Below are 11,888 nucleotides of genomic sequence, written 5' to 3' on the forward strand. Positions count from 1 at the left end.
TCCTTACTCTATGATGAAGCGATGAGCTGATAAAATTACTCGGCAGCATAACCCTGCGGCGGGATGCGAATGCTGTCCAGCCAGGCTTCATTATCCCGCATCACCAGTCTGCCGTTCAGGAACCAGTTGATGACCATCGGATAAATCGTGTGCTCGTGCGTTTTCACGCGCTCGCTCAGGCTTTCTTCCGTGTCGTCACTGAATACAGGCACTTTCGCTTGCAGAATCAGTGGGCCGCCGTCCAGTTCATCGGTGACGAAATGAACGGAAGTGCCATGTTCCCGATCGCCATTTTCCAGCGCCTTGCGGTGCGTATGCAGGCCGGGATACTTGGGCAGCAGAGAAGGGTGAATGTTCAGCATTTTGCCAGCAAACTGGGCAACAAATTCCGGGCTAAGAATCCGCATGTAGCCTGCTAAGATCATCAACGCGGGTTCATATTGCTCAATTTCGTTTGCCAGTGCGGCATCAAATGCCGCACGATCGGCAAAGTCTTCAGGGTTCAGGACGCAAGTAGGAATATTTGCATTCTGTGCGCGTTCTAGCCCGTAAGCCTCCGCATTATTACTGAATACGGCGACGATCTTTCCTTTAAGGCGTCTGTTCTTACAGGCGTCAATTAACGCCTGTAAGTTGCTTCCATTGCCTGAAATCAGCACAACGATGTTTTTCATCAGTTAATAACCACTGCGTCTCCGGCATCGGTTTGAGTAATGACGCCGATTTTCCATGCGTTTTCGCCGCTGCTGTTGAGTAATGCAACGGCCTCGTCTGCCTGTTCGGCCGGCAGTGCGATGATCATACCAACACCGCAGTTGAAAGTACGATACATTTCGTGGCGGCTGACATTACCGGCCTGTTGCAGCCAGTTGAAAACGGCAGGCCATTGCCAGCTGGATTCGTCGATCGTTGCCTGTATGCCTTCTGGCAACACGCGTGGGATATTTTCCCAGAAGCCGCCGCCAGTCAGGTGAGAAATGGCGTGGACATCGACTTTCTCAATCAGGGACAGTATGGATTTCACGTAGATTTTGGTCGGGGCCAGCAGGTGATCGGCCAGCGATTTGCCTTCCAGCTCGAACTGCTCTGGATCGGTCTTGCTGACCTCAAGCACTTTGCGTACCAGCGAATAACCGTTTGAGTGTGGGCCGCTGGAAGCGAGGGCAACCAGAACATCGCCGTTCTGCACTTTGCTGCCGTCAATAATTTCTGATTTTTCTACGACACCGACGCAGAAGCCGGCAACGTCGTAGTCTTCGCCGTGATACATACCCGGCATTTCGGCGGTTTCGCCACCGACCAGCGCACAGCCTGATTGCTTACAGCCTTCCGCGATACCAGTAATCACGCTGGCAGCGGTGTCAACATCCAGCTTGCCTGTAGCGTAATAGTCGAGGAAGAACAGTGGCTCAGCGCCCTGAACGACGAGATCGTTCACGCACATCGCAACCAAGTCGATGCCAATCGTATCGTGGCGTTTCAGGTCCATCGCCAGGCGCAGTTTGGTGCCGACTCCGTCAGTGCCGGAAACCAGAATCGGTTCGCGGTATTTTTGCGGTAAGGCGCACAAGGCACCGAAACCACCCAATCCACCCATAACTTCCTGGCGACGGGTCTGTTTCACTACACCTTTGATACGGTCTACCAATGCATTACCCGCATCGATATCCACGCCTGCGTCTTTATAGCTGAGAGAGGTTTTGTCGGTCACTGCTGAGTCCCCACGAAGGTTACGATTTGTATTCAGAAAACACGTTGTGGTAAAAATAGTGCGCGCTAATTCTAACAGTGTAGGCAATCGTTTGCGAGTGATGAGTCATCGGCAGGCTATTTTTCGTCAATGGCGACAATTTCTCTCCTCGGTTGATCTGGATCAGGCTTAATCATATGGCGCTAAGTAAAAAAGGCGGTATAATCCCGCGATTTTTTTACGACGGGCTCTCGTGCCCGCCGCCCTGCGGGCCGCCGCAAGCGGTGTTTAAAAACGCGCTTGGCGTTTTTGTCCGTCCACTAGCCGAGGGGGAGATAATGATGAAGATCGTCGAGGTGAAACACCCACTCGTCAAACACAAACTGGGTTTGATGCGTGAGAACGATATTAGTACCAAGCGTTTTCGTGAGCTGGCTTCCGAAGTGGGAAGTTTGCTGACTTACGAAGCGACGGCTGACCTGGCAACCGAAAAAGTCACCATTGATGGCTGGTGCGGTCCGGTTGAAGTCGATCAGATTAAAGGCAAGAAAATTACCGTTGTACCGATTCTGCGTGCAGGGTTGGGGATGATGGATGGCGTGCTGGAAAATGTGCCTAGCGCGCGTATCAGCGTTGTCGGCATCTACCGTGATGAAGAGACGCTGGAGCCTGTTCCTTATTTCCAGAAGCTGGTTTCCAATATAGAAGAGCGCATGGCGCTGGTTGTTGACCCTATGCTGGCAACCGGTGGTTCAATGATCGCGACGATCGACCTGCTGAAAAAAGCGGGTTGTCACAGCATTAAGGTGCTGGTGTTGGTCGCAGCGCCAGAAGGGATTGCCGCACTAGAAAAAGCCCACCCAGATGTCGAGCTTTACACGGCATCCATCGATAAAGGCCTTAACGAGCAGGGTTACATCATGCCGGGCCTGGGTGATGCGGGCGATAAAATATTTGGTACCAAATAACAGGTAAGCCGACTTGATAGTCGGCTTTTTTTTGGCGTAAACCTAAGTATTTCCTATGGTGCGCCACAGCCTGTGTTACGTCACACGCGGTTCTTTTATACATCAGCAGTCAATATGATCCTGCTTCACTACGGTGGGGCGGGATGCGTCTGGCTGTCATAAGAAGTGCGGGTCTACCTGCACACATAAATAGCAACACTACAGAGGATATTGAAGATGACTCGTCGCGCCATCGGGGTAAGTGAACGACCACCCTTGTTACAAACCATCCCGTTGAGTTTCCAGCATCTGTTCGCGATGTTTGGCGCTACCGTTCTGGTGCCCATTCTGTTCAAGATCAATCCGGCCACCGTACTGTTATTCAACGGTGTGGGTACGCTGCTTTATTTATTCATTTGTAAGGGCAAAATCCCGGCGTATTTGGGATCGAGCTTCGCGTTTATTTCCCCGGTTTTACTGCTGTTGCCGCTGGGGTATGAAGTCGCTCTGGGTGGTTTCATTATGTGCGGCGTGTTGTTCTGTCTGGTGGCGCTGATTGTTAAGAAAGCGGGCACTGGCTGGCTGAATGTGCTGTTTCCGCCTGCGGCGATGGGGGCGATTATCGCCGTTATCGGCCTTGAACTGGCGGGGGTTGCGGCAGGAATGGCCGGGTTACTGCCTGCCGATGGTGCCTCTGTCGATTCTACTGCCGTGACGATTTCACTGGCGACGCTGGCGATCACCATTCTGGGCTCGGTGCTGTTTCGCGGTTTTCTGGCGATCATTCCGATTCTGATCGGGGTACTGGCAGGCTATGCGCTGTCGTTCGTGCTGGGTGTGGTGGATTTGACCCCGATTCGTGAAGCACACTGGTTTGCGATGCCGACATTCTATACGCCACGTTTTGAGTGGTTTGCCATTCTGGCGATTCTGCCTGCGGCGCTGGTGGTGATTGCGGAACACGTTGGCCATCTGGTGGTGACGGCGAATATCGTGAAGAAAGATCTGATGCGTGAGCCGGGGCTGCACCGTTCCATGTTCGCCAACGGTATTTCTACTGTGCTGTCTGGTTTCTTCGGTTCCACGCCAAATACGACTTACGGAGAAAATATCGGCGTGCTGGCACTTACCAAAGTGTACAGTACCTGGGTGATCGGCGGTGCAGCGATCCTTGCGATTCTGCTCTCCTGCGTGGGCAAACTGGCGGCGGCGATTCAGGCTGTACCGGTTCCCGTCATGGGCGGCGTATCGCTGCTGCTGTATGGCGTGATCGGGGCGTCCGGTATTCGCGTGCTGATTGAATCCAAAGTGGATTACAACAAAGCGCAAAATCTGATCCTGACCTCCGTGATTCTGATCATCGGCGTCAGCGGCGCGAAAGTGCATCTGGGCTCGACCGAACTGAAAGGCATGGCGCTGGCGACGGTTGTCGGTATCGGCATGAGCCTAGTGTTTAAGGTCATCAGCCTGTTCCGCAAAGAGGAAGAGATCCTTGATGCGCCGGAAGAGAACGACGCGCGTTCATAACCGCGTCACTCCCCCCTGTTGAGGCCGTGCGTATCGTGTCCTCAACAGGGGCCGGTTTCTGTGATAAACTCGATCCGATTTCCTGCCCGTTTTGCTTGAGGTGATTCTGAACACGCCGGCACAGCTTTCATTGCCACTCTACTTACCCGATGACGAAACATTTGCCAGTTTCTATCCGGGTGAAAACGCGTCTCTTCTTGCCGCCGTCAATAATGCTTTGTATCAGGAGCATGGTAGCTACATCTATTTCTGGTCACGCGAAGGGGGCGGGCGCAGCCATCTGCTGCATGCTGCCTGCGCCGAATTGTCGCGTCAGGAACGTGCGGTGGGCTATGTGCCGTTAGATAAACGTGCCTACTTTGTGCCGGATGTGCTGGAAGGGATGGAGCAACTGGTTCTGGTGTGTATCGATAACATCGAATCTATCGCGGGCGATGAAGAGTGGGAAATGGCGGTGTTTAATCTATATAACCGCATTCAGGAAACAGGACGTGCTCGGCTGTTGATTACTGGCGATCGTCCGCCGCGTCAGCTGAATTTACGTCTGCCCGATCTGGCTTCTCGCCTCGATTGGGGACAAATCTACAAGCTGCAACCGTTGTCGGATGACGAAAAAGGGGAAGCGTTACAGCTGCGTGCCAGACTGCGCGGGTTCGAATTGCCGGAAGACGTCAGCCGTTTTCTGCTTAAGCGTCTGGATCGGGAAATGCGTACGTTATTTATGACGCTCGATCAGCTCGACCATGCTTCCATCACTGCACAGCGCAAGCTGACCATTCCTTTTGTGAAAGAGATCCTCGGGCTGTAGTCAACGATTGTTAATAACGATCGTCGTTGAGGATCGCTTACGGCTATCGTTTACAAGGACAGTATTTCTAGCACCTGTTCCGGCGGACGGCCAATACGTGCATGACCTTGTGCCACGACGATGGGGCGTTCGATGAGCTTCGGATTATCGATCATCGCCTGAATCAGCTGCGCTTCCGTTAGTGCTGCATCGGACAGCCCCAACTGCTGATAAATCTCTTCTTTGGTTCTCATCAATTCGCGCGCGCTAGTAAAGCCCAACTGCTTGATAAGCTGAGTCAGCGTTGCGGTATCGGGCGGCGTGTCGAGATAGAGCACGACGTCGGGCGTAATATTGTGTTCCTGTAGCAGCGCGAGCGTTTCACGGCTCTTGGAGCAGCGTGGATTGTGGTAAATCGTCACGGATGTTTGGGTTGAGGACGGTGTCATCGTCATGCTCCTTATCAGGATTTCTGGTACTGACGGAAGCGCTGCTGCAACTGGCGGAGCTGGTCGATGCGGGCGTCGTAACGCGCCTGTTCCAGACTCCCCAATTTAACCAGTGAACTCGCGTTGCTCAGTAACCGAATAGATTGATCGAGCTGACCGCTGAGGGCCAGACTCTCTGCTCGCGCGGCCAGTTCTTCTGCCCGCAGTCCTTGTGCTGCTGCGGCTTGTGCCAGCAGATCCCAGCCGTTTGAATCTTCAGGGTGTGCGTAGGTGTAGCGATACAGTATTTTGCTGGCGGCGGCAGGCTGTTTCCCTTCCACATAGGCATTCGCCAGATTAAGCTGAAGTACCGGGTTCGCCTGCATTCCCGGCACGTTTTGTAAGCGTGCGATAGCCTGTGTCGCGCGACTTTGTCCTATATCGATATCCGTCATCATATCCAGAAACCACGGATTTTCAGGCGCGCTGCTTAGCAGCGGTTGCAGCACATTACGCGCCTCATCGTACTTCTTCGCCTGATAAAGCTGGATTGCGCGGCCATATTTCGCAGCCAGCTGCTCCCGCACGTTGCCTTTTTCCCATTGCTCCAGCAGATCGTTGCTCAGCGGACGCTCCGGTGAGCCATACATACCAAAGGTGCGTATTTTGGCGAGCAGGAAATCCTGAGAAGATTGTACCGGCGTTGAGCGCATCTGGTTGGCGCGGTTGCGGGCATCGGACAGGCGGCTTTCCGGCAATGGGTGAGTCAGTAACATTTCCGGCGGTCTGGAGGCATAGCGAGATTGATCCGCCAGCTTCTGCAGGAAATTCGGCATAGCCTGCGGATCAAAGCCCGCGCGCTGTAACACTTGAATACCGATGCGATCTGCTTCCTGTTCATTCGACTGCGTGAACGTAATCATGCCCTGCTGTGCGCCCGCCAGTGTACCGCTGAGCGCCGCCATCCCTAACTGTGGATTGGCCATTGCCAGCAGAATAGAACCGAGCGCGCCGACCCAGGTGAGCGGGGCGCTACGCTGCTGTGATTCCATGCTGCGCGCCAGATGGCGCTGGGTAACGTGAGAGATTTCATGTGCCAGCACCGAGGCCAGCTCGCTTTCGCTATCGGCATAGCGGAACAATGCGGAATGCAGCACTACATTGCCGCCGAAGAAGGCGAAGGCGTTGATGTCATCATTGCGGATCAGATAAAAATGGAACGGTGTCCGCACCGAATCAGCCTGTTTGACCAATCTGTTGCCGAGCTGATTAATGTAATTGGATAACAGCGGATCGTTGATAAGCGGCGCACCAGCCCGCAGCTGGCGGACGTAAAAATCGCCCATCGCCAGTTCCTGATTGATACTGAGCGTACCGCCAGCGGTGGTGCCGATATCCGGCAGCCGATCCTGCGTATCGGCCTGAGCAGGAAGCAGGTTGCCAGCCAGTAATGCCCCAAACAGGACGGACATGACTGTTTTTCTTAACCGAATAGACATAACGGAAGATAACCTTATCAACAGCTAACGTGAAAACATTCTGCTGACTATCTTAGCCAGCGATGGCAGACAAAGAAATGCCCGAGCGGGAAAAACGTGGAGAAGAGAGAGAATGGCAGGAAAAACCGGCACGTATGACGGTGCCGGTGGACGAACTGAAAATCGCGAATCAGGCGCTTTTCAGATAATCGAGAACGATGTCATGGTGGTTGCTGGTTTTGAAGTCGTCAAACACCTTCTCCACCTTGCCATTTTCATCGATCAGGAAGCTGATGCGATGAATACCGTCATAGGTTTTCCCCATGAAGGTTTTTTCTCCCCAAACGCCAAACCCTTCTGAAACCTGATGATCCTCATCAGAAAGCAGCGTGAAATTTAAAACTTCTTTCTCGACAAAGCGGGACAGCTTTTCTGATTTGTCCGTGCTAATACCGAGAACTTCAACGCCATGTTTTTTCAAATCGTCCATATTATCGCGCAGGCCGCAAGCCTGAACGGTGCATCCTGGCGTCATCGCCTTAGGGTAGAAATACACCAACACTTTCTGTCCCTGGAAGTCGGTTAAATTTACTTGTTCGCCATCTTGGTCGGGCAAGCTAAATTTCGGTGCGATATCACCGGCTTTCAGTGTGTTCATCACGACTCTCCGTCTTGTTTCTCTTCATGCTGTGGATATACCCATGCTATTTGCAATAATAATGGCAACGTTATGCTAGTGGGTATAGTTAACGACGTTAATACTGCCTTGTGCGTGCAATTCTGTACATAGCTGATGAAAGGCTGGCTCAATAATTGAGCTATCAAGCGTGGTCGAGCTGTGTGCGGCAATCTGAATATACAGCTGCGGCGGCTTGTCACCCGCGGCGGGCTGGGTTTTTGAAACCAGCTCAGCAATGTTTAACTGGTGAGAATCGAACAAATCGGTAAAACGCTCGATGATGTGAGGGGAGTCGGCAACGTCAACCTTCACCCAGACGGTAGAAGGCGTTGGCTGGCTTGCCTGCGACTCTGTCCGCTTCATCACGATCAGCAAATCCATCTCTGCGCCTTTCAGCGGCAGGGTTGATTCAATCAGCGTTATCGCGTTCCAACTGCCGGACAGCAGCATAATGAAAGTGAACTCTTTGCCCAGCATAGCAAGACGGCTATCTTCGATGTTACAGCCACAGCTACTGACGTGGCGGGTAATCGCATTGACAATACCGGGGCGATCAACCCCCAGCGCGGTAATAACCAGATAGTGTTCTTGTGAGCTTGGCAACATCGTGCTTCCTGTCTTTTTTCCCATTAATCACATGGTAAACATAAAAAATTGCCTGGAGCAATTTTTAACGCCGCTTGCGGCGGCCCGAAGGGCGGCGGGCAGGGATAGCCCGCCGTAAAAAACTGGAGCAATTTTTAACGCCGCTTGCGGCGGCCCTGACAATATTTCGTGATTGTGGGCATTCCGCGCTAAGGTAAGCGTTGGTAACCAGAGATAAAGCGCCTTTCATCATGCGACGCCATCAAGTGAATAACGACTGGGTAAAACAGGCTCAGCATCCTGCCTCGTTCGAGCGAATTGAGGCTTTCTTCCGTGGGCATGGCTACGACCCTCATCGGCACGATACCTATGCAATTGGGCGGACGCTCTCCGGCGTGCAGCGCTTCCACTATCGCGGCAGCCTGTGCAATAGCGTGCCAGGGGGAACGCTGGTGCTTCATCCGGATGAGATTCATGATGGCGAAGCCGGTTCTGTCGACGGCTTTCAGTACCGCATGATTTACGTTGAGCCTGCGCTGATTCAAAAAATACTCGGCGGCAAACCCTTACCCTTCGTTAACGGCGGTATATCCAACGATCCGCGTTTGTTTGCTGCAACGGAGCCGTTGCTCAGAGCGATGGAAGAGGTTTTCGATGAGTTGGAAGAAGACGATGTGCTCTACGATCTGGCGCAGGCGCTGTCGGCCGTGGGTGGGCAGCGGTATCAGCGGCGTTTATTCGATTATCACGCTGCTGAGCGGGCGCGTGAATACATTCATGATGCCTTTGATAAAACGATTACGCTTGATGAACTGGCACAGGTGAGCGGTCGGGATCGCTGGAGCCTGACGCGTGATTTCCGCGCGCTCTTTGGTACGACGCCGTACCGCTACGTCACCATGCGCCGTCTCGAACACTGTCGGCGGCTCATGCTGCCCGGTGACAGTCTCGTCGATATTGCTGCCCGGACGGGTTTCGCAGATCAAAGCCATATGACGCGCCATTTCGTGAAGGCATTTGGCCTTTCCCCCGGTCACTGGCAGCGCATGTTTACTGCGTCTTAGCCTGCTTGCACAATCGTTCAATACAGTCGGTACTCTGCTTAGTTAGTCTGAGGGCGTCACTACAAGGAGAGACGATATGTATAAATCCATTAATTTTGCCCAAAAGTTAGCGTTATTCGACGACCGCTGGCAGCCGAAAGTGATCGCTGAGATGAATGACTATCAATTCAAAATCGTTAAGATTCAGGGCGATTTCATCTGGCATTCCCACCCCGAAACGGACGAAACGTTCATTGTGCTGGAAGGCCAATTGAGAATCGATTTTCGTGACGGTGATGTGCGCATCAATGCCGGAGAAATGTATGTCGTTCCGAGCGGAGTTGAACACAAGCCTTATGCAGAACACGAAGTAAAGCTGCTGCTCATTGAACCGAAAGGTGTTCTGAATACGGGACATGAAGGCGGCGGACGGACGGCTGAAAATGATATTTGGATTTGATCGGTTGAGTGAAAAACAACCTAAGACATCCCGCGAGTGACGCATAAGTCGCAGTAAACGGGCTGCTTTTGTACCAAAACATCAGAAGCATTTTTAATTTCGTTTACTGCGTCATAAAAAAACCTGCGTCAGGCACCTACAACGCCCTTGTCCGCTTGCTTTTGCATAGAAGTCAAAAGTACCATGAAGCACTTGTTTGTGGAGGGGATGGCCAATGTTTACGGGAAGTATTGTTGCGCTAGTTACGCCGATGGACGCCAAAGGCGCCGTCGATCGGGCGAGCTTGAAAAAACTGATTGATTATCATGTCGCTAGCGGTACATCGGCGATTGTCTCTGTCGGCACGACGGGGGAATCCGCCACGCTGAGCCACGACGAGCATGGCGATGTCGTGCTGCTGACGCTGGAACTGAGTGACGGACGTATTCCTGTCATCGCTGGAACCGGCGCGAATGCTACCGCTGAAGGCGTTTCACTGACCAAACGCTTTCATGGCACCGGTGTTGTTGGCTGCCTGACAGTCACACCGTACTACAATAAACCGACGCAGGAAGGCCTGTACCAGCACTTCAAAGCGATTGCCGAGCATACCGATCTGCCGCAAATCCTGTATAACGTACCTTCCCGCACTGGCTGCGACATGCTGCCGGAAACCGTTGCCCGTTTGTCCGAAGTGAAAAATATTGTCGCAATTAAAGAAGCGACGGGGAACTTAAGTCGGGTAAGCCAGATCCAAGAGCTGGTTAGTGAAGACTTCATTTTGCTGAGCGGCGATGACGCTAGCGGTCTGGACTTTATGCAACTCGGCGGTAACGGTGTGATTTCCGTAACGGCGAACATTGCTGCGCGTGAAATGGCGGAACTTTGCAGGCTGGCAGCGCAGGGCAATTTTGTTGAAGCGCGTCGTTTGAATCAGCGCCTGATGCCACTGCATCAGAAATTATTTGTTGAACCCAATCCTATTCCGGTGAAGTGGGCCTGTAAGGAATTGGGACTCATGGCGACCGATACGCTGCGCCTGCCGATGACACCGCTGACCGATTCCGGTCGTACGGTGATGGGGCAAGCACTTAAGCAAGCGGGTTTGCTGTAATCGTTAGGGAGATTTAATGAGTTATTCATTACAAAAGTCGATGGTGGCGAAAGTTGTTGGCCTATCACTTGTGATGTTGCTGGCGGCTTGTTCCAGCGATCAGCGCTATAAGCGTCAGGTCAGTGGCGATGAATCCTATCTGAAGGCATCAGCGCTGCACGCGCTGAATACGCCTGCCGGGATGATTTTACCGGTGCAGAACGGGGATTATGATATACCGCCAGTGACCCTGAATGGTGCGGTCGGCAAGGAACTGGATATTCGTCCTCCAGTGCAGCCATTGGCTTTGTTGAATGGTTCCCGTACCCAGATCTCAGGAGATACGGCAACGCTGTTGTTAGAAAACAGCGCGCAAAACAGCCAGCTCTGGTCTCAGGTTATCCGCGTGTTGCAAGACAAAGCGTTTACCATTGCCAGCCGTCAGGATGCCAGCCAAACGCTGACGACCGACTGGATCTCATGGCCGCGTGAAGATGAAGACGTCCCGTATCAAGGGCGTTATCAGATTTCCGTGCAGCAGCAGGGTTATCAGGTAGCACTGGTCGTGAAACTGCTCGGATTACAGCTGAACGGTCAGCCAGTGACGGCGGGCGATCAGGCTCAGCGCTACACCGGTTTGATGCTGAATGCGCTTAGCAATGGTCTGGACTCTCAGGCAACCGCTCGTGAAAATGCGCTGGCAAACCGAACTATTGGTTCGTTGGATGTGCAGAGCGGGGCGGATGACACTGGCCTACCGCTGCTGATTGTGCGCGGCCCGTATACCGTAGTGTGGGATCGTCTGCCTGTCGCGCTGGACAAAATCGGCATGAAGATTAACGATCGCAGCCGTCCGCAGGGTTCTGTCTCCGTGACGTATCGTGCTCCGAGCGGCGGAACCTGGGATGACCTGGGCGCGAAAAATCCTGAACTGCCTAACGGCGATTACAAATTGCAGGTCGGCGATTTAGATAACCGCAGCAGTCTGCAATTTATCGACTCCAAAGGGCATACGCTAACCCAGTCTCAGAATGATGCACTGGTGGCCGTATTCCAGGCGGCGTTCAGTAAATAACGCATAAACCAAGGGTCGGATTATCCGGCCCTTCTTCATTCGACAATCTCTACCCGAATTGACGGGCGCTATCAGCAACCGTTCGGGGAAGCGTTAAATATCGGGTCGTACTTGTTG

Annotated in this window: 14 protein-coding genes; 8 read left to right on the forward strand and 6 right to left on the reverse strand. The window is 52.9% G+C overall.

The features are described from left to right. Nucleotides 1–35: 35 nt before the first annotated feature. Nucleotides 36–674 carry a phosphoribosylglycinamide formyltransferase gene (gene purN, locus LOZ86_RS06265; RefSeq protein WP_039482905.1) on the reverse strand — a complete coding sequence of 213 codons (639 nt, stop codon included), beginning with the start codon at nt 672–674 and terminating at the stop codon, nt 36–38. Beyond that, nucleotides 674–1,711: a phosphoribosylformylglycinamidine cyclo-ligase gene (gene purM, locus LOZ86_RS06270; protein ID WP_230242970.1), complete on the reverse strand. Its 1,038-nt coding sequence runs from the start codon at nt 1,709–1,711 to the stop codon at nt 674–676. Before purM ends, purN begins: the two co-directional genes overlap by 1 nt. A 320-nt stretch (nt 1,712–2,031) precedes the next feature. Here purM and upp point away from each other — a divergent pair, with 320 nt between their 5' ends. The 3 genes from upp (at nt 2,032) to hda (ending at nt 4,972) form a co-directional block, all read left to right on the forward strand. Further along, nucleotides 2,032–2,658 carry a uracil phosphoribosyltransferase gene (gene upp, locus LOZ86_RS06275; protein WP_010307474.1) on the forward strand — a complete coding sequence of 209 codons (627 nt, stop codon included), beginning with the start codon at nt 2,032–2,034 and terminating at the stop codon, nt 2,656–2,658. Nucleotides 2,659–2,874: 216 nt separating this feature from the next. Beyond that, nucleotides 2,875–4,164: a uracil permease gene (gene uraA, locus LOZ86_RS06280; protein ID WP_111779021.1), complete on the forward strand. Its 1,290-nt coding sequence runs from the start codon at nt 2,875–2,877 to the stop codon at nt 4,162–4,164. Between the two features lie 100 nt (nt 4,165–4,264). Continuing rightward, the gene (gene hda, locus LOZ86_RS06285) at nt 4,265–4,972 is read left to right on the forward strand and encodes a DnaA inactivator Hda (RefSeq protein WP_039482933.1); all 708 of its coding nucleotides are present in this window, start codon (nt 4,265–4,267) and stop codon (nt 4,970–4,972) included. 50 nt (nt 4,973–5,022) lie between these two features. On the opposite strand, the gene arsC is transcribed toward hda, so the two are convergent. Both arsC and bepA read right to left on the reverse strand, forming a co-directional pair. Next, nucleotides 5,023–5,400, reverse strand: coding sequence for an arsenate reductase (glutaredoxin) (gene arsC, locus LOZ86_RS06290; RefSeq protein WP_039512393.1), 378 nt, complete (start codon nt 5,398–5,400; stop codon nt 5,023–5,025). A 14-nt stretch (nt 5,401–5,414) separates the two neighbouring features. After that, nucleotides 5,415–6,878, reverse strand: coding sequence for a beta-barrel assembly-enhancing protease (gene bepA, locus LOZ86_RS06295; RefSeq protein ID WP_039482895.1), 1,464 nt, complete (start codon nt 6,876–6,878; stop codon nt 5,415–5,417). A 62-nt stretch (nt 6,879–6,940) separates the two neighbouring features. Here bepA and LOZ86_RS21335 point away from each other — a divergent pair, with 62 nt between their 5' ends. Next, on the forward strand, nt 6,941–7,066 hold the full coding sequence (locus LOZ86_RS21335; protein WP_262273734.1) for a hypothetical protein: 126 nt from the start codon (nt 6,941–6,943) through the stop codon (nt 7,064–7,066). Here LOZ86_RS21335 and bcp read toward each other — a convergent pair. Together bcp and LOZ86_RS06305 are read right to left on the reverse strand one after the other, a co-directional pair. Further along, complete coding sequence (gene bcp, locus LOZ86_RS06300) at nt 7,048–7,515, reverse strand: thioredoxin-dependent thiol peroxidase (protein WP_039356343.1); 468 nt, start codon at nt 7,513–7,515, stop codon at nt 7,048–7,050. The genes LOZ86_RS21335 and bcp overlap by 19 nt on opposite strands. Before the next feature lie 75 nt (nt 7,516–7,590). Beyond that, the gene (locus LOZ86_RS06305; RefSeq protein ID WP_181892561.1) at nt 7,591–8,142 is read right to left on the reverse strand and encodes a glycine cleavage system transcriptional repressor; all 552 of its coding nucleotides are present in this window, start codon (nt 8,140–8,142) and stop codon (nt 7,591–7,593) included. A gap of 230 nt (nt 8,143–8,372) precedes the next feature. Here LOZ86_RS06305 and LOZ86_RS06310 point away from each other — a divergent pair, with 230 nt between their 5' ends. The 4 genes from LOZ86_RS06310 (at nt 8,373) to bamC (ending at nt 11,771) form a co-directional block, all read left to right on the forward strand. Beyond that, nucleotides 8,373–9,185: an AraC family transcriptional regulator gene (locus LOZ86_RS06310; protein WP_039482891.1), complete on the forward strand. Its 813-nt coding sequence runs from the start codon at nt 8,373–8,375 to the stop codon at nt 9,183–9,185. A gap of 76 nt (nt 9,186–9,261) precedes the next feature. Further along, the gene (locus tag LOZ86_RS06315) at nt 9,262–9,624 is read left to right on the forward strand and encodes a cupin domain-containing protein (protein WP_039482888.1); all 363 of its coding nucleotides are present in this window, start codon (nt 9,262–9,264) and stop codon (nt 9,622–9,624) included. A gap of 214 nt (nt 9,625–9,838) precedes the next feature. Then, nucleotides 9,839–10,717 carry a 4-hydroxy-tetrahydrodipicolinate synthase gene (gene dapA, locus LOZ86_RS06320; protein ID WP_039482886.1) on the forward strand — a complete coding sequence of 293 codons (879 nt, stop codon included), beginning with the start codon at nt 9,839–9,841 and terminating at the stop codon, nt 10,715–10,717. A 16-nt stretch (nt 10,718–10,733) separates the two neighbouring features. Then, nucleotides 10,734–11,771, forward strand: coding sequence for an outer membrane protein assembly factor BamC (bamC, locus tag LOZ86_RS06325; protein WP_039482884.1), 1,038 nt, complete (start codon nt 10,734–10,736; stop codon nt 11,769–11,771). Nucleotides 11,772–11,888: the final 117 nt, after the last annotated feature.

Origin of the sequence: Pectobacterium parvum (assembly GCF_020971565.1) — a bacterium.
GTDB classification, from domain to species: domain Bacteria; phylum Pseudomonadota; class Gammaproteobacteria; order Enterobacterales; family Enterobacteriaceae; genus Pectobacterium; species Pectobacterium polare.

Excerpts from the sequence above, each read along its gene's own strand:
- purN (WP_039482905.1), bottom strand. The coding sequence starts at position 674 with ATGAAAAACATCGTTGTGCTGATTTCAGGCAATGGAAGCAACTTACAG.
- upp (WP_010307474.1), top strand. The coding sequence starts at position 2,032 with ATGAAGATCGTCGAGGTGAAACACCCACTCGTCAAACACAAACTGGGT.
- uraA (WP_111779021.1), top strand. The coding sequence starts at position 2,875 with ATGACTCGTCGCGCCATCGGGGTAAGTGAACGACCACCCTTGTTACAA.
- arsC (WP_039512393.1), bottom strand. The coding sequence starts at position 5,400 with ATGACACCGTCCTCAACCCAAACATCCGTGACGATTTACCACAATCCA.
- bepA (WP_039482895.1), bottom strand. The coding sequence starts at position 6,878 with ATGTCTATTCGGTTAAGAAAAACAGTCATGTCCGTCCTGTTTGGGGCA.
- LOZ86_RS21335 (WP_262273734.1), top strand. The coding sequence starts at position 6,941 with ATGGCAGACAAAGAAATGCCCGAGCGGGAAAAACGTGGAGAAGAGAGA.
- bcp (WP_039356343.1), bottom strand. The coding sequence starts at position 7,515 with ATGAACACACTGAAAGCCGGTGATATCGCACCGAAATTTAGCTTGCCC.
- LOZ86_RS06305 (WP_181892561.1), bottom strand. The coding sequence starts at position 8,142 with ATGTTGCCAAGCTCACAAGAACACTATCTGGTTATTACCGCGCTGGGG.
- LOZ86_RS06310 (WP_039482891.1), top strand. The coding sequence starts at position 8,373 with ATGCGACGCCATCAAGTGAATAACGACTGGGTAAAACAGGCTCAGCAT.
- LOZ86_RS06315 (WP_039482888.1), top strand. The coding sequence starts at position 9,262 with ATGTATAAATCCATTAATTTTGCCCAAAAGTTAGCGTTATTCGACGAC.
- dapA (WP_039482886.1), top strand. The coding sequence starts at position 9,839 with ATGTTTACGGGAAGTATTGTTGCGCTAGTTACGCCGATGGACGCCAAA.
- bamC (WP_039482884.1), top strand. The coding sequence starts at position 10,734 with ATGAGTTATTCATTACAAAAGTCGATGGTGGCGAAAGTTGTTGGCCTA.